This window comes from Mixta mediterraneensis (assembly GCF_014946725.1).
In the GTDB taxonomy this organism is placed as follows: domain Bacteria; phylum Pseudomonadota; class Gammaproteobacteria; order Enterobacterales; family Enterobacteriaceae; genus Pantoea; species Pantoea mediterraneensis.
Genome location: NZ_JACFXY010000004.1, coordinates 189,071 through 206,664, shown reverse-complemented (window position 1 = coordinate 206,664; position 17,594 = coordinate 189,071). Strand labels below are relative to the sequence as shown.

Below are 17,594 nucleotides of genomic sequence, written 5' to 3'. Positions count from 1 at the left end.
GTTTCTATGTTTAAGAATCTGCGCTGGACCCTCGTATTACTGTTATTCCTTGTCTATATGATCAATTACCTCGATCGCGTAGCGCTGTCGTTGACCGTGCCGCTGGTAGAAAAAGATCTGGTGATTAATGCTGAGCAGTTCGGCATGATTTTCGGCAGTTTCTTCTTCGGCTATGCGCTGTTTAACTTTGTGGGTGGCCTGGCGACCGACAAATATGGCCCGAAAATGGTGCTTGCCGTCGCTGTCGGCGCATGGTCAATCTTTTGCGGCATGACGGCGCTGGCTACCGGCTTCTGGTCGTTATTGATTTTGCGTGTGCTGTTCGGCATGGCAGAAGGCCCGATTTGCGCTTCGGCGAATAAAGCCATCAACGGCTGGTTTCCGAAAAAACAGGCGGCAACCGCCATGGGGTTGCTGAGCGCCGGTTCTCCGCTTGGGGGCGCGGTCGCGGGGCCCATTATTGGCTATCTGGCGATCGCCTACGGCTGGCGACCCGCGTTTATCATCGTTTGCTGTATTGGCCTGGCGTGGATGACCATTTGGCTCTTCTTTGCCGCCGATACTCCCGCAAAGAGCAAGCTGGTAACGGCAAAAGAGCGAGCGCTGATTGATCAGATGAAAGCCGAAAGTCCGAATGATGAAGCCGACTTATCGCAAACGTCACACACCTTCGGCTACTATTTGCGCCAGCCAGTCATCCTGGTCACGGCGTTTGCTTTCTTCTGTTACAACTACATTCTGTTTTTCTTTCTGAGCTGGTTCCCGGCGTATCTGGTGCAGGCGCATGGCCTTGACATCAAAGCGATGAGCATCACCACGATGATCCCGTGGATTGTCGGTTTTGTTGGCCTGGCGCTCGGTGGCTGGATCTCCGATAAAATTTTTAATTTCACCGGCAAGCTGCTGTTGTCACGTAAAATTGTGTTAGTGGTCTCACTGTTTGCTGCCGCCATTTGTGTCGCGCTGGCAGGTACGATAAAAGATGTCGTACCTGCCGTGATGATGATGTCGGTATCCATTTTCTTTCTCTACATCACCGGCGCGATCTACTGGGCGATTATTCAGGATGTGGTGCATAAAAGCCGAGTTGGCAGCATCAGCGGGTTTATTCATCTGGTAGGCAGCTTATCCGGCATCATCGGTCCAGTCGTCACAGGCTTTATCGTGCAGCACACGGGCAAATTTGACAGCGCCTTTGTGCTGGCAGGTTGTGTCGCTGCCGTCGGCGCATTCCTGGTGCTTTTTGTGATCCGCAGTCCGAAAACCAGTGATAAACCGGTTTCGGTCTGAGCTTCACGCGGTTAACGCATTATTGATTACGGGGCGCTCGGCGTCCCGTTTGCCATAAGGACGGACTATGTTACAGATTGATCGCCTTCCCGCTGATATTCAGCAGCCACGCTACGACCGTAGCCAACTTAAAACCCGCATGGTGCACATCGGCTTTGGCGCTTTTCACCGCGCGCATCAGGCACTGTGTAGCGATAAGCTCGCCGAACAGGGCAGTGACTGGGGCTATTGCGAAGTGAATCTCAACAGCGGCGCACTGATTCAGGCGCTGCGGGCACAGGATTTACTCTATACAGTCACTGAAATGGCTGACGATTCGCTGAATACCCGCGTTATCGGCGTCATTACCACCGCGCTGCATGGCAAAGGCGACGGCATCGATGCAGTCATTGAGGCAATGAGCCAGCCAGATGTGGCGATTGTGTCGATGACCGTGACGGAAAAAGGCTATTGCCATTTACCCGCCAGTGGCGATCTCAATCCTGACCATCCCGATATTGTGCATGACATCGCCCATCCTGATGCCCCTCGTTCACTGCCGGGGCTGATTCTGGCAGCCATTCGTCGTCGTCGCGCTGCCGGTTTAGCGCCGTTTAGCGTGATGTCCTGTGACAATATGCCGGAAAACGGCCACGTCACGCGCAACGTGATCGTACAGCTGGCGCAGCATCAGGATGAGGCATTAGCCGACTATATTCAGCAGCACATTACCTTTCCCTCGACCATGGTCGATCGTATCGTGCCCGCCATGACTGACAGCGCCTTTGAACAGCTCAGCGCCCGCCTGGGTTCCGCCGATCCCGTGGCCGTTGAAGCGGAACCGTTTTTTCAATGGGTGATTGAAGATAACTTTGTCAGTGGACGCCCCGCCTGGGAAAACGCAGGTGCCGAACTGGTAAACGATGTCCTGCCATTCGAAGAGATGAAGCTGCGCATGCTGAACGGCAGCCATTCATTTCTGGCCTATTTAGGCTTTCTGGCCGGTTGTGAACACATCAGCGACTGTATGGCAGACGGCCATTTTCGCGCCGCCGCTCGCGCCTTAATGGTGAACGAGCAAGCACCGACGCTGCGCACTCAGGGCATTAATTTGCAGGAATACGCCAGTAAGCTTATTGCCCGCTATGAAAATCGCGCCATTAAGCATCGTACTTACCAGATTGCGACCGATGGCACCCAAAAACTGCCACAGCGTCTGCTCGACAGCCTGCGCTGGCATCTGCGCAACGGGAGTCGTTGCGATCTGTTATTGCTTGGCATCGCCGCCTGGATGCGTTATGTCGGTGGCGTTGATGAGCAAGGCCAGCCGTTCGAGATCCGTGATCCTCTGAAAAACGAGCTGACAAAGTGCGTAGCAAACAGCGAGGAAGGAGAAGCACGCGTGCGCGCGCTGCTGGGAATAAAAACGGTTTTCGGCGAAGATCTCCCGCAAAATGTCGAGGTTGTTGCACGATTAACGGATTTTTATCAGCAACTTTTGCAGCAAGGTGCCCGCGCTACCGTTCACCACCTTATGAATCAGACAGCATTGCGCACTAGCAAAAGCGCTGGCGCAGATGTAGCGCGCTGATTAGACTGATTCTTTCTTATCGGGCTGGCTTTTGCCAGCCATAATACGGATATTGCTGCATGTCGATCGCCTATACCATTACTACCAGCGAACCAGTGAATCAGCAGATATATCGGTATCTGCGCAAAGACATCGTTACCTGTGTGATTCAACCGGGTTCGCTGTTGTCTGAAAAAGACGTTTCTGCTCGCTTTAATGTGTCACGTCAGCCGGTGCGTGAAGCGTTTATTAAGCTGGCAGAGGCTGGACTGGTACAGGTGTTGCCACAGCGCGGCACCTTCGTTCGTAAAATTTCTGCCAAAGGCGTTGCCGATGGCCGCTTTATTCGGGAAGCAGTAGAAATCTCCGTCGTGCGTCGCGCCGCGCAGGAAATTGAAGCGCCAGCACTGATGGCGCTGGAGTACAATTTACAGCTGCAAAATATGGCCTCTGAACGACACGACAGCCAGACGTTTCTTAGCCTGGATGATGAATTTCATCGCCTGATCGCCGAAAGCATCAACTGCGCGCTGGCGTGGGAAACGGTAGAAAATATCAAGGCGGCAATGGATCGGGTACGTTTTTTAACGCTAAGCGAAGTCTCTCCACCAGAGCGTTTGATCCAGCAGCATGAAGAGATTTTCACTGCGCTGAAACAGCATGATGCCGATGCAGCAGAAGCAGCGATGCGTCGTCATTTGCAGGAGATGATTTTTTCTATTACGCCAATAGCGGAACGCAACAGCGAGTGGTTTGAAGAAGGATCCTGAGCCAGCTCACTGCCCCTTCCACAACCAGGGCCAGCGGGTGCTGGCCTTTTCAGCCTTATCGAACGCAGCGGGAATTCACCCGTCGGCGGGAAAGCCAGTTTGAATTACGCAATCGTCACATCTTTAGACAAATACACATCCTGTACGGCATTGATCAATGCGACGCCATCTTTCAGTGATTTTTTAAATGCCTTACGACCCAGTATCAGCCCCATGCCACCGGCACGTTTATTAATCACCGCCGTGCGCACGGATTCGGCAATATCCGTTTCCCCGGCTGAAGCACCGCCAGAGTTGATCAGGCCAGCGCGCCCCATATAGCAGTTGGCAAGCTGATAGCGAACCAGATCGATTGGATTCTCTGTGGTCAGCTTGCTGTAGACCCGCTCGTCCGTATGACCAAATTTCACGGCGTTATAACCACCATTATTTTCCGCCATTTTTTGCTTAACAATATCCGCACCAATGGTTGCCGCCAGATGGTTAGCCTGCCCGGTCAGGTCAGCGCTGGCGTGATAATCCACCCCATCCTTTTTGAAATCGTTATTGCGCAGATAAGCCCACAGAACCGTGACCATCCCCAGTTCATGTGCCCGCTCAAACGCGGCGGAAATTTCTTCAAGCTGACGACGTGATTGCTCAGAACCGAAGTAAATCGTCGCGCCAACCGCTACCGCGCCCATATTGAACGCCTGCTCCACGCTGGCATAGAGCGTCTGGTCATATTGCGCCGGATAGCTCAGCGTCTCGTTGTGGTTCAGTTTCACCATAAACGGAATGCGATGCGCATAGCGCCGTGACACTGAAGCCAGCACGCCGTAGGTTGATGCCACGCAGTTACAACCAGCTTCAATGGCCAGCTCAACAATATTCTTTGGATCAAAGTAGTGAGGATTTGCAGCAAACGATGCGCCGGCCGAGTGCTCAACGCCTTGATCCACCGGCAGAATAGACAGATAGCCGGTTCCCGCCAGGCGGCCGGTATTATACAACGTTTGCATATTGCGCAGCACCGCAGGAGAACGGTTGTTATCGATCATGACGCGATCGACAAAATCCCCGCCTGGTAAATACAGGCTTTCCGCTGGAATGGTCATGCAGCGATGTTGGAGAAGGGAATCAGCTTCCTGACCCAATAACTGTACGATGTCCGTCATGTAAGCTCCTGTTAAATGTCGAAGATGACCCGCCCCCCGCCGATTCGACCCCAACAGCCTGGACCGGAATGCCCCGTCGATGCAAATTGCTGACTCCATTTTTCAGACGGATCCGCAGAAAAAAGAGGCCCTTTGCGCTTTGCCCTACCACCATTGATGAAAATGATGTACCGGCCCAATGCCTTTCCCGACTTCCAGCGAGTCGGCCTGTAACAGAGCCTGTTGTAGCCAGGCTTTAGCTTCGCTCAGGGTATCGTTCCAGTTCTGATGACGTGGCCGCAACGCCGCCAGCGCCGCCGACAGGGTACAACCCGTGCCGTGGGTGTGCCGCGTATTAACGCGAGGTGCGGTAAAGCGCTGCTGCGCCGAACGCGTGATCAACCAATCGGGGCTCTCTTCGTCACTCAGATGGCCGCCTTTCATTAGCACCGCCTGACATCCCAGGGCCAACAAGGCTTCCCCCTGGGTCAGCATCTCGTCTTCATTACGCGCCATTTCACACTTTAACAGCGCCGCCGCTTCGGGCAAATTAGGGGTAATCAGTGAAACCTGTGGCAGTAACAACTCACGTACGCTGGCAATGGCGTCAGGCGAAAGCAGGGCATCGCCGCTTTTTGCCACCATCACCGTGTCGAGTACCACAAACGGCAAACTGGCTCGTTTCAGGCGATTAGCTACCCGCTCAACGATCGCGGTTTCCGCTAACATGCCGATTTTTGCGCTGTCGATACGCACATCATCCAGCACTGAATCGAGCTGGGCCGCCACGAAATCAGGTTCGACCCGGTAAACCGACTGCACGCCACAGGTGTTTTGTGCCACCAGCGCGGTGATAACGCTGGTGCCATAGGCGCCTAACGCAGAGAAAGTTTTCAGATCGGCCTGGATTCCCGCGCCGCCGCTGGGGTCGGTTCCGGCGATAGTTAAGGCATTAATCCGCTTCATACTGCCACCTCCAGCAGCCATAACGCATCAAGGAAAGCAGCGACAAAACTGCCCGGACCTTGCGACTGTGCGGCAGCTTTCTCACCCGCTAACGCCATGATACGGCAGGCGCTGGCAGCGTTAAGCAACGCATCCCCCGGCAAACTGGAAAACGCCGCCACCACCGCAGATAAAGCACAACCGGTGCCAACCACACGCGTCATGAGCGGGTTGCCGCCAGCGACGCTTAAAATACGCGCGCCATGAGTAACGTAATCGACTTCACCCGTAACGATGACAATGGTTTGATAGTCGCGAGCAAGTTGTTGAGCGGCCTCCAGGGCGGCATCGGCCTGATGCAGACTATCGACGCCTCGCCCGCCAGCCGCCTGCTGCGCCAGCGCTAAAATTTCTGAGGCGTTACCGCGAATCGCGGCAGGTTTCTGGCGAAGCAATTGCTGGCAGAATTCGCTGCGTAATTTAAGCGCGCCAACCACGACCGGATCGAGCGTCCAGGGCGTACCCGCTTTATTCGCAGCGGTTACTGCGGCCTGCATGGCAAGCTGGCGATCTCGCGTTAAGGTGCCGACATTTATCAGTAACGCATCGGCAAAACCGCTGAACTGAGCGGCTTCGTCAACATCAATGACCATGGCGGGGGAGGCATTCAGCGCCAGCAGCACGTTGGCGCTGAAGGTTTGTACAACGTCATTGGTCATGCAGTGCACCAGCGGCGCGTGTTGACGGAATTGATGCAAAATGGACGCGACGAGCGCGTCAGAAAGGCGTTCAGGTTGATGTGTCATCATAACTCCCAACCGGCGAACAAGAAGGCAAATGCGGTCAGGCATCAGACTTCCCTACGCTGGCATTATCCAGTTCAGGTCAACGGGTTTTTCTCAGCCCTTCCCTTGCGGAAAGCGGCACCCCGAGTCGTTAAGTCACTCTCATTACATTTCACCAGCATACGGGAAGTGTCGCTTGCAACGCAAGCCAGCCTGACTGCATATGCCTTCTTGAGCGCCGGACACAGATACCCCCGACTTCCCTTTAGGCATTATCCAGCGGCTGAAAAAATAATGGTGCATAGCGAGCTCTTCAAGCGACTGATGTATCAGCCATAACACTAGGCAACATCTCAGAAAGCGCTGAGCAGGAAAAAAAGAAATAAAAAAGGAAGTTAAAGTTTTTTTGGAGGGTGACGATAGTAGGTATGACGGCGCTGAAGCCGACGGGTTGAAGCCCACACCTTAACCAAATGACTTGATAAACAGGAACTTTTACCATGGCTCAAGTAATCAATACCAACAGCCTCTCGCTGATCACTCAGAACAACATTAATAAGAACCAGTCTGCTCTGTCTACCTCTATTGAGCGTCTGTCTTCTGGCCTGCGTATCAACAGCGCGAAAGATGACGCTGCGGGCCAGGCAATTGCCAACCGCTTCACCTCTAACATTAACGGTCTGACTCAGGCGGCACGTAACGCTAATGACGGTATCTCCCTGGCACAGACCACTGAAGGCGCACTGTCAGAAATCAACAACAACTTACAGCGTATTCGTGAACTGACCGTGCAGTCTCAGAACGGCACTAACTCTGATTCCGACTTGTCATCTATCCAGGACGAAATCACCTCCCGTCTGGATGAAATCGATCGTGTATCGGGCCAGACCCAGTTTAACGGCGTGAACGTGCTGGCAAAAGACGGCACCATGAAAATCCAGGTTGGCGCAAATGATGGCCAGACAATTTCAATTGACCTGCAAAAAATCGATTCTTCAACGTTAGGTTTGTCAGCATTCAATGTCCAAAATTCCGCAACGGTTTCACAAACTCAAATCAGCAGTACCTATACAGATTCTTCAACTGATTTGGACACCTTAGACGTTACTGCTGCGAACGGTGATAACGCGACTTCTTCACCAATCCAGTTTGACTCAATAAGTGGTAAATATTTTACTACTGTGTCTGGTTCAGATAATGCTAGTGATGATGGTGTTTATGAAGTAAACGTTACGGCTGCAACTGGCGCCGTAGCTCTGGGTGATAAAGCTGGTAGCATCCCTGCGGGTTCTACTAACGTGTCAAAAGTTCAAACGGGTACTCCTGTCGATACTACTGATGCTGCAGCAACTTTAAGTACAGCTTTGGGGACAATGGTTGATGCTAGCGATGTGAAGCTGGAAAAGTTAACCACAACTGATTCGCAAGGAAATTCGAAGGATGCCGGATACGGTCTGTCATATAATGGCAAACTTTATAAAACAAATTTTGATGGTACAGCAGGTTCAAACTTCGATGTCACTACTGTTGATTACACTGACAAAGATGGCGCTGCTGCTAAAGGTTTAGTTGAGTTGGGCGGAGTAGATAAAACTACGTCAGTGGTTACAGTCGATGGTAAAACTTATGCTGCTGATAAAGTAAGCGGGCATGATTTCCAAAATGGAAGCGCTCTTTCGCAAATCGCATCAGCTGCTACATCTGATCCACTGGCAAAACTTGACGAAGCGATTTCTCAGATTGACAAATTCCGTTCAAGCCTGGGTGCGGTACAGAACCGTCTGGACTCAGCGGTAACTAACCTGAACAACACCACCACTAACCTGTCTGAAGCACAGTCTCGTATTCAGGATGCTGACTACGCTACTGAAGTTTCAAACATGTCTAAAGCACAGATTATCCAGCAGGCGGGTAACTCCGTGTTGGCGAAAGCGAACCAGGTTCCACAGCAGGTACTGTCACTGCTGCAGGGCTAATAGCTCATGGCTCCCCGCTTTTGCGGGGAGCTTTATTGTTTCAACCGTAAAAATATTGCTAATGCAATATATTTACCGATGAAATCGTTGAGATTTTATTCATTAACCGAATTCAACCGGCAGTTTTTTTATTACGTTCAAGCCGGGCAACCAAATTCACCATAAAATGCCGGGCCTTAGCGGTATTATTTTCCAGACTAAAGTTCATCTGTTAATTATTCCCCGGTTTACGTTAATATCCTGACGGTACATATGCTGCTATTTTTTATGTCCAGTGATTCTGTCAGGAATGCGTCCACTTTCTGTTAATTTTGGCGTAAAATAATAACTCAGCGTTATATTCCTCTATTCTGACAGAGAAAAATATCTCTCCAGTTATTACCGGACTGTTATTAAAGATAAACACCTGCGCGGATTTATCACTGCTCTTTAATCCTGAACAGCTTTTCTCATTTCGGACAATCAAAGCGTTACGAAGCTGGCAACAACCTGTTAACCTTGTTGCATTGAACCACTGACTCTTCATCGCTTATGCCAACCTTGCTGAATACGCTCAGCCATCAAATCTATTTATCCGCACCGCTGTTTGTTCTTATCTTGCTGGGCTACTGCCTGACGCACGTCGGTAAATGGCCCGCCACCATCAGTGAAGGCATGAACCGCTTTGTCTTCAATGTCGCCCTGCCCTGTATGCTGTTTCGCGTAATGAGTGATTTTTACAAAAGCCCGCCGGTGGATTTTCGCCTGTTGCTGGCTTTTTTTGGTAGCTGCCTGCTGGTATTTATTGTGGGGCGTATACTGGCGACACACATATTTAAGCTGGATGGCGTAGCCGGTTCAGTATTCGCACTCGGTGGGATCTTCTCAAATAATGTGATGTTGGGCATTCCGGTGGCAACCGCCCTGCTAGGGACAGAAGCCTTGCCCTCGGTCGCGCTGGTACTGGTCTTTAACAGCCTGATCCTCTGGACGCTACTCACGCTTTCGGTTGAATGGGCTAAGCAGGGTAACGTCTCGCAAAAAGGTTTAGGCCGCACGCTGATAAGCGTGCTGAAAAACCCGCTGATCATTGGCATTCTGAGCGGCACCGCATGGAGCTTTTTACAGCGCCCGCTGCCGTTAATTGCCGCTGAACCGTTGCGTATGCTGGCGTCGATTGCGGCCCCGCTATCGCTGATCACGCTTGGCATGAGCCTGGCGCATTATCGGGTGCGCGAGGGATTGAAGGAAAGCTATACCATTTGTGTGCTGAAGCTGATCTTTCAGCCGATGACGGTATGGGCAATTGCCTGGCTGACCGATCTGCCACCGCTGGAGAGCAAAGTGGTGGTCCTGCTGGGATCCATGGCGGTAGGCGTGAATGTTTATTTAATGTCGCAGAAATTTAATGTGATTACCGGCCCGGCGGCGGCCAGCATGTTATTTTCGACGATTTTTGCCGCAATAACGACGCCATTATGGATGATGCTGATGTCGCTGGCGGGATATTAAAAAACCCCGGCACCTGGGTTCCGGGGTTTTTGCGTGGCTATTCAAAACTTTTTTGCAAAACTTATGTGCAAAAACTATTTTTAAAACTTATTTGCAAAAGTAAGGTGCAAACCTTACCCCGCAGATTTAGTCCGGATCAAATAATCAAACGCGCTGAGGGAGGCTTTCGCGCCTTCACCGCTGGCAATGATGATTTGCTTGTACGGTACGGTAGTACAGTCACCGGCCGCGAATACGCCTTTCAGGCTGGTTTCACACTTCGCGTCGATAATGATCTCGCCCATCCGGTTACGCTCAACTGCCCCTTCCAGCCAGGGCGTATTTGGCAGCAGGCCAATCTGAACGAAGATGCCGGACAGAGCCAGCTCGTGCGTGGTCTGGTTAGCACGATCAAGGTACTGCAAACCGGTCACTTTATTGCCATCACCTTTTACTTCGGTCGTCTGCGCATTCAAAATTACGTCTACATTTTTCAGGCTGCGCAATTTTTCCTGCAACACCTGATCGGCACGCATTTCCCCGGCAAACTCCAGCAGCGTAACGTGATCGACGATACCCGCCAGATCGATTGCGGCTTCAACACCCGAGTTACCGCCACCGATAACTGCGGTGCGTTTGCCTTTAAACAGAGGGCCATCGCAGTGTGGGCAGTAAGTCACCCCTTTGGTGCGGTATTCTTCTTCGCCTGGCACACCCATGTTGCGCCAGCGTGCACCGGTCGCCAGGATGATGCTGCGAGATTTTAGTACCGCGCCGGAGGCCGTTTCAATTGCATGCAAGCCTCCTTCAACCGCAGCCGGGATCAGTTTGATAGCGCTCTGGCTTTCAATAACATCAACGTTGTAATCGTCAACGTGGGCACGCAGTGAACCGGCCAGTTTGGCCCCTTCGGTTTTCGGTACGGAGATGTAGTTTTCGATGTCAACGGTGTCGAGCACCTGACCGCCAAAACGCTCGACCATCAAACCGGTACGGATCCCTTTACGCGCAGAATAAATCGCTGCCGCAGCCCCCGCCGGGCCGCTGCCAACGATCAACACGTCATAGGCTTCGCGTTTGTTCAGCTCGTCTGCTGCACGTTTATCGGCATTGGTATCCACTTTGCTGACAATTTCTGCCAGGCTCATACGGCCCTGACCAAACTCTTTACCGTTCAGGTAAACAGCAGGCACGCCCATCACATTGCGTTCCTGGATTTCGTTCTGGAACACGCCACCGTCGATCGCCGTGTGGCTAATGCGGGGATTCAGAATAGCCATCAGGTTTAGCGCCTGCACCACGTCAGGGCAGTTATGGCATGACAGCGAATAATAGGTTTCAAAATGGAAATCGCCATCCAGCGCCGCAACTTGCTCCAGCAGGCTTTGCGCTTCTTTGGATGGATGTCCACCGGTCTGCAACAGCGCCAGTACCAGTGAAGTAAATTCGTGGCCTAACGGCGAACCGGCAAAGCGCGGGCCGTTATTAGCGCCTGGATTAGTAATCAAAAATGAGGGCTTACGTGCCTGACGATCGTTCTCTTCACGGAAGCTGACTTTGTCAGAAAGCTCCGCAATACCAACCAACAGATCACGAATCTCTGCTGATTTCGCGCCATCATCCAGTGTGGCAATCAACTCAACAGGCTTAGTTAGTTTCTCAAGATAAGCCTTGAGCTGGGTTTTTAAATTTGTGTCGAGCATAGTGAGTTCCTGGTCAAAGAATCGGGCGCCGTAGCACCCGATGGAGAGAAAGATCGAAGGGCTGAAGCAGGCTTAGATTTTACCAACCAGATCCAGTGACGGAGCCAGAGTAGCTTCACCTTCTTTCCATTTAGCCGGGCAAACTTCGCCTGGGTGAGTCGCCACGTATTGTGCTGCTTTTACTTTGCGCAGCAGATCAGAAGCGTCACGACCAATGCCTTCAGCAGTGATTTCGATTGCCTGGATAACGCCTTCCGGGTCAACGATGAACGTACCGCGGTCAGCCAGGCCTTCAGCTTCGCGCATGATTTCAAAGTTACGGGTCAGCGCGCCAGTTGGGTCACCGATCATCGCATACTGAATTTTTGCGATGGTGTCAGAAGAACCGTGCCAGGCTTTGTGGGTAAAGTGGGTATCGGTAGAAACAGAGTAAATATCTACGCCCAGTTTCTGGAACTCTTCATAGTGATCAGCAACATCACCCAGTTCAGTTGGACAAACGAAGGTGAAGTCAGCCGGGTAGAAGAAGAAAACACTCCATTTACCTTCAACGTCTTTCTCGGTTACGTCGATGAACTCGCCGTTTTTGAATGCAGCGTTTTTGAACGGCTTAATTTTGGTATTGATAATAGACATCTGATGGCCTCCGTTAAAAGATGTGATGCACGTTACAGAATTTTTGAGCCAACATCTAATATGCAGTCGTTATCAATCAAATAAACGAAAGCTATCAAATGCCGATCGTACCGATCTGACAGGCTCCGGCGCGCAGTTTACACTGAAACGCCTCATTTTATTGCGGTTTATCTTTTTTCAACTTAACTGCTAGCTTTGTAGAAAAGACGTTTTCAGGAGCCTGCTTGTGCATATCCGTCCTTTTACCGAAGCTGACCGTCCTTTTCTGCGCACGCTGTTTTTAACCACACGCCGCCATAACTGGCGCTGGCTGGATGGGGATCACTGGAAGCTGGAGGATTTTGATGCGGTGATCCTCGGCGAAACGGTGCTGGTCGCCGAGCTGGACGGGCACCGGGTAGGTTTTGCCGGATTGCTCGAAAATGACAATTTTCTGCACAGCCTGTATGTCGATCCTGCTTATCAAGGACGCGGCGTCGGGAGTGCATTGCTGGAGGCGGTGCAGGCACGCTTTACGTCTACCGGGGCACTAAAATGCCTACAAATGAATCAAGCCGCCCAGGGGTTTTACTTACAGCATGGCTGGCAAATGATTGCGCAAGGTGATGGCGAACAGGGAAAATATATCTTGATGCATTATCCGCTGGCACCTGCGCCTGCCAGCGGATCGGAAACCGCTTAAATCGCGCGGAAGGCAATATCGTCAGGAATGACGCTGCCTTGCCAGTAAAGCTGCGCGGCAACGCGACCGGCCAGTTGACGATACAGTGCGGTAAATTCACTGTCCGGGCGACGAATGACCGTAGGTTCGCCATCGTCCAGATCTTCACGCAGACTGATATGCAACGGCAGTTGCGCCAGCAAGCGCGTGCCGTAATCTTCCACCAGCCTTTGCGCGCCGCCTGTACCGAAAATCGGTTCATGGAAACCACAGTGACTGCAAACGTGAATGCTCATGTTTTCCACAATACCCAGCACCGGCACGCTGACTTTCTCAAACATTACCAGCCCTTTACGTGCATCAATTAGTGCAATGTCCTGCGGCGTGGTAACCACCAGCGCACCGGTAACCGGCACGTTTTGCGCCAGGGTCAGCTGAATATCACCCGTACCGGGCGGCATATCCAGCACCAGATAATCCAGCTCAGGCCACATCGTTTCATTGAGTAGCTGCATCAGGGCCTTGCTGGCCATCGGACCGCGCCACACCATCGCATTATCATCCGTGACCAGATAACCGATAGAATTTGTTGCCAGACCGTGCGCTATAATCGGCGCCATATGTGTTCCGTCGGGCGAAGTCGGCCTTTCATTGTCGGTGCCGAGCATATTCGGGACGGAAGGACCATAAATGTCCGCGTCAAGTATACCTACGCGAGCCCCTTCAGCCGCCAGCGCCAGCGCCATATTCACCGCCGTACTGGACTTGCCAACGCCACCTTTACCCGAACTGACGGCGATAATGTTTTTCACCCCCTTCACGCCTGGCTGATTTTTCACCCGCTTCAGAGTGGCAATATCATGGCTAAGCCGCCAGTCGATAGCGCGCGTGCCGGTCAGTCGCAGCAATTCTGAACTGGTTTGCGCTTTTAACGCCTCAAAGCCGCTGGCCCAGGCAAACGGCATGATTAATTCGATATGCAATTTGCCATCCAGCTGCGCCACGTGATGCAGCGCCTTAAGCGCTGTAAGGTTACGCTCAAGGGTGGGATGTTCGAAGCTATTCAACACGCCAACAACAACGGCACGCAAGGCTTGAGGTGAATGTGGTTCCGGGGATTGTGGGGTCATCCCTACTCCTTTTCATTTTTCTAACGCTGTGTTTCAGCGGTGTAGTGTCAATAATATCAGAAGCCCGCCATTATGCGGCGCGTGCCGCAGGCGTAATCCCTTATGTTTACGCCAGAGAAGCCTTCGGTTACCATCTAAGCCCGTTTTTTCAATCAACAGAAAGCTACGCAAACTATGACTCAAGTCGCTAAAAAAATTCTGGTAACGTGCGCACTGCCTTACGCGAACGGTTCAATCCATCTCGGCCACATGCTCGAGCATATCCAGGCAGACATTTGGGTGCGTTACCAACGAATGCGTGGCAATCAGGTTTATTTTATCTGCGCCGATGATGCACATGGCACGCCGATTATGCTGAAAGCGCAACAGCTTGGCCTCAAGCCGGAGCAGATGATTGCTGAAATGAAACAGGAACACGAAACAGATTTTGCCGGTTTCAACATCAGCTATGACAACTATCACTCGACGCATGGCGATGAAAACCGCCTGTTGTCTGAACTGATTTACGGTCGCCTGAAAGAGAACGGTTTTATTAAAAACCGCACTATTTCTCAGCTCTACGATCCAGAAAAAGGCATGTTCTTACCGGATCGTTTTGTTAAAGGCACCTGCCCGAAATGTAAATCGCCGGATCAGTATGGTGATAACTGCGAAGTGTGCGGTGCGACATACAGCCCAACCGAACTGATTGAGCCAAAATCAGTGGTTTCGGGTGCCACACCAGAAATGCGTGACTCCGAGCACTTCTTCTTTGATCTGCCCTCATTCAGCGAAATGCTGCGCGCCTGGACGCGCTCGGGTGCGTTGCAAGAGCAGGTCGCGAACAAAATGCAGGAGTGGTTTGAGTCGGGCCTGCAGCAATGGGATATTTCCCGCGATGCGCCCTATTTCGGCTTTGAAATTCCTGGCGCACCAGGCAAATATTTCTATGTCTGGCTGGATGCGCCTATCGGTTACATGGGCTCGTTCAAAAACTTGTGCGACAAGCGAGGCGACATCGATTTCGATGAGTTCTGGAATAAAGATTCCACAACCGAGCTATATCACTTCATCGGTAAAGACATCGTTTACTTCCATAGCCTGTTCTGGCCAGCCATGCTGGAAGGCAGCCACTTCCGCAAACCAAACAATCTGTTTGTCCATGGCTATGTAACGGTCAATGGCGCGAAGATGTCCAAATCACGCGGCACCTTCATTAAAGCCAGTACCTGGTTACAGCACCTGGATGCTGACAGCCTGCGCTATTACTACGCAGCTAAGCTCTCTTCACGCATCGATGATATTGACCTGAACCTTGAAGATTTTGTGCAACGCGTAAATGCGGACATCGTCAATAAAGTGGTGAATCTGGCATCGCGTAACGCAGGCTTTATCACCAAACGCTTTGACGGCAAACTGGCCAGCGAACTGGCCGATCCGGCGCTGTATCAGACCTTCCTGGACGCTTCCGAAAAGATTGGCGAGGCCTGGGCAAGCCGCGAATTCAGCCGTGCGATTCGTGAAATTATGGCGCTGGCCGATCTGGCAAACCGCTATATTGATGAGCAGGCGCCCTGGGTCGTGGCGAAGCAGGAAGGCCGTGATGCGGATCTGCAAGCTATCTGCACGATGGGTATCAATATGTTCCGCGTATTGATGACCTGGCTGAAGCCCGTACTGCCTTCGTTGAGTGAGCGTGCTGAAGCGTTTCTTAACAGTGAATTACGCTGGGAAGCGATTCAGCAGCCTCTGTTGGATCACCAGGTGGCTCCGTTTAAAGCGCTGTACAGCCGCATTGAGATGAGCAAGGTAAACGGCTTGATTGAAGCCTCTAAAGAGGATGCCGCCGCAGCGAATAAGCCTGCGGTGACGGGTCCGCTGGCAGATGCGCCAATTGGCGAGACAATTACTATTGATGACTTCGCTAAAGTCGATATGCGCGTCGCGCTGATCGAAAAAGCTGAACTGGTCGAAGGTTCTGACAAGTTGCTGTGTCTGGAACTGGATGTGGGCGGTGAGAAGCGTCAGATTTTTTCAGGTATCCGGGCAGCTTACCCCGATCCTTCCGTACTGGTGGGCAAGATGACCATTATTGTTGCCAACCTGGCGCCGCGTAAGATGCGCTTTGGTGTTTCGGAAGGCATGGTGCTTTCAGCGGGTCCTGGCGGAAAAGATCTGTTTGTCCTGTCCGTTGATAGCGGCGCTGTACCGGGGATGCCCGTTAAGTAAGTTTGTTAACTCTCTCCCCCCTGGGAGAGAGTTCTTTTTCTGCATAATCCTGCTGCTCTCCCCTGCGTAATAACCGCCACCCCCTTCCCGTAAATGTGATCGCTAGCACGCTAAGCCATTAATGCGTATGATGAAGCTCAGTGAAAACAGGAGCCTGTCATGCCCACCGTGCTATCTGTCTGCTGGCGCTACCTTCGCGCCTTTATCATCATTTATCTCTGTTTATATGCCGGAAATGGCATTGCGCTGTTACTGCCTGTTACGCTTCCCGGCAGCATCATCGGCATGCTGGTGTTATTCAGCTTGCTGGCTTTACAAATTTTACCCGTGGCCTGGGTAAAACCCGGTTGTCATCTCATCATTCGTTATATGGCGCTGCTGTTTGTACCGATTAGCGTTGGCGTGATGAGTTATACCGATATTCTGACCGCGCAATTCGGCCCAATTGTCATCTCCTGCGTTATCAGTACGTTTCTGGTATTAACGGTGGTGGGCTTAAGCGCGCACAAACTGCATACCCGCTCTGTGAAGGAACCACGCGATGAATGAGATGTGGTGGTCGCTCCCCTTAACCGTAGTGGCGTTTTTAATTGCGCGTCGCTTAGCCGCCCGGCTAAAAATTTCATTAATCAATCCGTTGTTAGTGGCGATGGCGATCATTATTCCCATTCTGCTGTTGTTACATTTGCCCTACGCCCGCTACTTTGCCGGCAGTCAATTACTGAATCAGCTATTGCAGCCTGCGGTTGTAGCTTTAGCGCTGCCTCTGTATGAGCAGATGCATCAGATTCGCGCACGCTGGAAATCGATTATTAGCGTTTGCTTTATTGGCAGCCTGACGGCCGTGGTATCCGGCACCGCCATTGCTTTATGGATGGGAGCAACACCGGAAATTGCCGCCACTATCATGCCAAAATCGGTTACCACGCCGATAGCGATGGCGGTATCCGGCTCGTTACACGGTATCCCTGCCATTAGCGCGATTTGCGTGCTGATAGCTGGCGTGCTGGGGGCCGTTTTCGGGCATATGCTGCTCAATTTGCTTGGCGTTAAAACCAAAGCGGCACGGGGATTAGCGATTGGCAATGCTTCACATGCGTTAGGCACCGCACGCAGCGCGGAGATTGACTTTAAGGAAGGCGCGTTCAGTTCACTGGCGTTGGTGATCTGCGGCATTATTACTTCTTTGTTCGCGCCGTTTATTTTTCCGTTGTTACTACGCTGGATGGGCTAAAACTTTGCGAGAGCTCTCGCAAAGTTGAAACAAGCGAAACAGGTTGCATTGTCATAGCGATGGCGATCACATATAAACGTTATCCGGCATCTCGCCCGGTT

General features: G+C 51.9%; 15 protein-coding genes and 1 riboswitch. Of the genes, 9 read left to right on the top strand and 6 right to left on the bottom strand.

Features of this window, described 5'->3' with window-relative positions:
- Positions 1 to 6: 6 nt before the first annotated feature.
- From H2P46_RS09655 to H2P46_RS09645, 3 genes are all read left to right on the top strand, one after another.
- Positions 7 to 1,290, top strand: a complete 1,284-nt coding sequence (locus H2P46_RS09655; protein WP_193404877.1) for an MFS transporter — start codon at positions 7 to 9, stop codon at positions 1,288 to 1,290.
- 67 nt (positions 1,291 to 1,357) lie between these two features.
- Positions 1,358 to 2,860 (top strand): mannitol dehydrogenase family protein, encoded by a 1,503-nt coding sequence (locus H2P46_RS09650; RefSeq protein ID WP_193404876.1) that lies wholly within the window; start codon positions 1,358 to 1,360, stop codon positions 2,858 to 2,860.
- Positions 2,861 to 2,919: 59 nt separating this feature from the next.
- Positions 2,920 to 3,609: a GntR family transcriptional regulator gene (locus H2P46_RS09645; protein ID WP_193404875.1), complete on the top strand. Its 690-nt coding sequence runs from the start codon at positions 2,920 to 2,922 to the stop codon at positions 3,607 to 3,609.
- A gap of 104 nt (positions 3,610 to 3,713) precedes the next feature.
- On the opposite strand, the gene fbaB is transcribed toward H2P46_RS09645, so the two are convergent.
- The 3 genes from fbaB to thiM all read right to left on the bottom strand — a co-directional run bounded on the left by fbaB (position 3,714) and on the right by thiM (position 6,499).
- Positions 3,714 to 4,766: a class I fructose-bisphosphate aldolase gene (fbaB, locus tag H2P46_RS09640; protein ID WP_193404874.1), complete on the bottom strand. Its 1,053-nt coding sequence runs from the start codon at positions 4,764 to 4,766 to the stop codon at positions 3,714 to 3,716.
- Between the two features lie 144 nt (positions 4,767 to 4,910).
- Positions 4,911 to 5,711 carry a bifunctional hydroxymethylpyrimidine kinase/phosphomethylpyrimidine kinase gene (gene thiD / locus H2P46_RS09635; protein ID WP_193404873.1) on the bottom strand — a complete coding sequence of 267 codons (801 nt, stop codon included), beginning with the start codon at positions 5,709 to 5,711 and terminating at the stop codon, positions 4,911 to 4,913.
- Positions 5,708 to 6,499, bottom strand: coding sequence for a hydroxyethylthiazole kinase (gene thiM / locus H2P46_RS09630; RefSeq protein ID WP_420846538.1), 792 nt, complete (start codon positions 6,497 to 6,499; stop codon positions 5,708 to 5,710). Before thiM ends, thiD begins: the two co-directional genes overlap by 4 nt.
- Positions 6,500 to 6,530: 31 nt before the next feature.
- A riboswitch (TPP riboswitch) is annotated at positions 6,531 to 6,631 on the bottom strand.
- Between the two features lie 344 nt (positions 6,632 to 6,975).
- Between thiM and H2P46_RS09625 the strand changes: the two genes are divergently transcribed.
- Together H2P46_RS09625 and H2P46_RS09620 are read left to right on the top strand one after the other, a co-directional pair.
- Positions 6,976 to 8,451, top strand: a complete 1,476-nt coding sequence (locus H2P46_RS09625; protein ID WP_193404872.1) for a flagellin N-terminal helical domain-containing protein — start codon at positions 6,976 to 6,978, stop codon at positions 8,449 to 8,451.
- Between the two features lie 531 nt (positions 8,452 to 8,982).
- Complete coding sequence (locus tag H2P46_RS09620) at positions 8,983 to 9,942, top strand: AEC family transporter (protein ID WP_193404871.1); 960 nt, start codon at positions 8,983 to 8,985, stop codon at positions 9,940 to 9,942.
- Between the two features lie 113 nt (positions 9,943 to 10,055).
- Here the strand turns inward: H2P46_RS09620 and ahpF are convergent, their stop codons facing one another.
- Together ahpF and ahpC are read right to left on the bottom strand one after the other, a co-directional pair.
- Positions 10,056 to 11,624 carry an alkyl hydroperoxide reductase subunit F gene (gene ahpF / locus H2P46_RS09615; RefSeq protein WP_193404870.1) on the bottom strand — a complete coding sequence of 523 codons (1,569 nt, stop codon included), beginning with the start codon at positions 11,622 to 11,624 and terminating at the stop codon, positions 10,056 to 10,058.
- Between the two features lie 72 nt (positions 11,625 to 11,696).
- Positions 11,697 to 12,260 carry an alkyl hydroperoxide reductase subunit C gene (gene ahpC / locus H2P46_RS09610; RefSeq protein WP_193404869.1) on the bottom strand — a complete coding sequence of 188 codons (564 nt, stop codon included), beginning with the start codon at positions 12,258 to 12,260 and terminating at the stop codon, positions 11,697 to 11,699.
- A 226-nt stretch (positions 12,261 to 12,486) separates the two neighbouring features.
- On the opposite strand from ahpC, the gene H2P46_RS09605 reads away from it, so the two are divergent.
- Positions 12,487 to 12,942 carry a GNAT family N-acetyltransferase gene (locus H2P46_RS09605; protein ID WP_193404868.1) on the top strand — a complete coding sequence of 152 codons (456 nt, stop codon included), beginning with the start codon at positions 12,487 to 12,489 and terminating at the stop codon, positions 12,940 to 12,942.
- Here the strand turns inward: H2P46_RS09605 and apbC are convergent.
- Positions 12,939 to 14,051: an iron-sulfur cluster carrier protein ApbC gene (gene apbC / locus H2P46_RS09600; protein ID WP_193404867.1), complete on the bottom strand. Its 1,113-nt coding sequence runs from the start codon at positions 14,049 to 14,051 to the stop codon at positions 12,939 to 12,941. The two genes, H2P46_RS09605 and apbC, sit on opposite strands and share 4 nt — an antisense overlap.
- A 174-nt stretch (positions 14,052 to 14,225) precedes the next feature.
- Between apbC and metG the strand changes: the two genes are divergently transcribed.
- From metG to H2P46_RS09585, 3 genes are all read left to right on the top strand, one after another.
- Entirely contained in the window at positions 14,226 to 16,259 is a 2,034-nt protein-coding gene (gene metG / locus H2P46_RS09595) for a methionine--tRNA ligase (protein ID WP_193404866.1), read from the top strand.
- A gap of 159 nt (positions 16,260 to 16,418) precedes the next feature.
- Complete coding sequence (locus tag H2P46_RS09590) at positions 16,419 to 16,808, top strand: CidA/LrgA family protein (RefSeq protein ID WP_193404865.1); 390 nt, start codon at positions 16,419 to 16,421, stop codon at positions 16,806 to 16,808.
- Complete coding sequence (locus H2P46_RS09585) at positions 16,801 to 17,493, top strand: CidB/LrgB family autolysis modulator (protein ID WP_193404864.1); 693 nt, start codon at positions 16,801 to 16,803, stop codon at positions 17,491 to 17,493. Before H2P46_RS09590 ends, H2P46_RS09585 begins: the two co-directional genes overlap by 8 nt.
- Positions 17,494 to 17,594 lie beyond the last annotated feature (101 nt).

Excerpts from the sequence above, each read along its gene's own strand:
- H2P46_RS09655 (WP_193404877.1), top strand. The coding sequence starts at position 7 with ATGTTTAAGAATCTGCGCTGGACCCTCGTATTACTGTTATTCCTTGTC.
- H2P46_RS09650 (WP_193404876.1), top strand. The coding sequence starts at position 1,358 with ATGTTACAGATTGATCGCCTTCCCGCTGATATTCAGCAGCCACGCTAC.
- H2P46_RS09645 (WP_193404875.1), top strand. The coding sequence starts at position 2,920 with ATGTCGATCGCCTATACCATTACTACCAGCGAACCAGTGAATCAGCAG.
- fbaB (WP_193404874.1), bottom strand. The coding sequence starts at position 4,766 with ATGACGGACATCGTACAGTTATTGGGTCAGGAAGCTGATTCCCTTCTC.
- thiD (WP_193404873.1), bottom strand. The coding sequence starts at position 5,711 with ATGAAGCGGATTAATGCCTTAACTATCGCCGGAACCGACCCCAGCGGC.
- thiM (WP_420846538.1), bottom strand. The coding sequence starts at position 6,499 with ATGATGACACATCAACCTGAACGCCTTTCTGACGCGCTCGTCGCGTCC.
- H2P46_RS09625 (WP_193404872.1), top strand. The coding sequence starts at position 6,976 with ATGGCTCAAGTAATCAATACCAACAGCCTCTCGCTGATCACTCAGAAC.
- H2P46_RS09620 (WP_193404871.1), top strand. The coding sequence starts at position 8,983 with ATGCCAACCTTGCTGAATACGCTCAGCCATCAAATCTATTTATCCGCA.
- ahpF (WP_193404870.1), bottom strand. The coding sequence starts at position 11,624 with ATGCTCGACACAAATTTAAAAACCCAGCTCAAGGCTTATCTTGAGAAA.
- ahpC (WP_193404869.1), bottom strand. The coding sequence starts at position 12,260 with ATGTCTATTATCAATACCAAAATTAAGCCGTTCAAAAACGCTGCATTC.
- apbC (WP_193404867.1), bottom strand. The coding sequence starts at position 14,051 with ATGACCCCACAATCCCCGGAACCACATTCACCTCAAGCCTTGCGTGCC.
- metG (WP_193404866.1), top strand. The coding sequence starts at position 14,226 with ATGACTCAAGTCGCTAAAAAAATTCTGGTAACGTGCGCACTGCCTTAC.
- H2P46_RS09590 (WP_193404865.1), top strand. The coding sequence starts at position 16,419 with ATGCCCACCGTGCTATCTGTCTGCTGGCGCTACCTTCGCGCCTTTATC.
- H2P46_RS09585 (WP_193404864.1), top strand. The coding sequence starts at position 16,801 with ATGAATGAGATGTGGTGGTCGCTCCCCTTAACCGTAGTGGCGTTTTTA.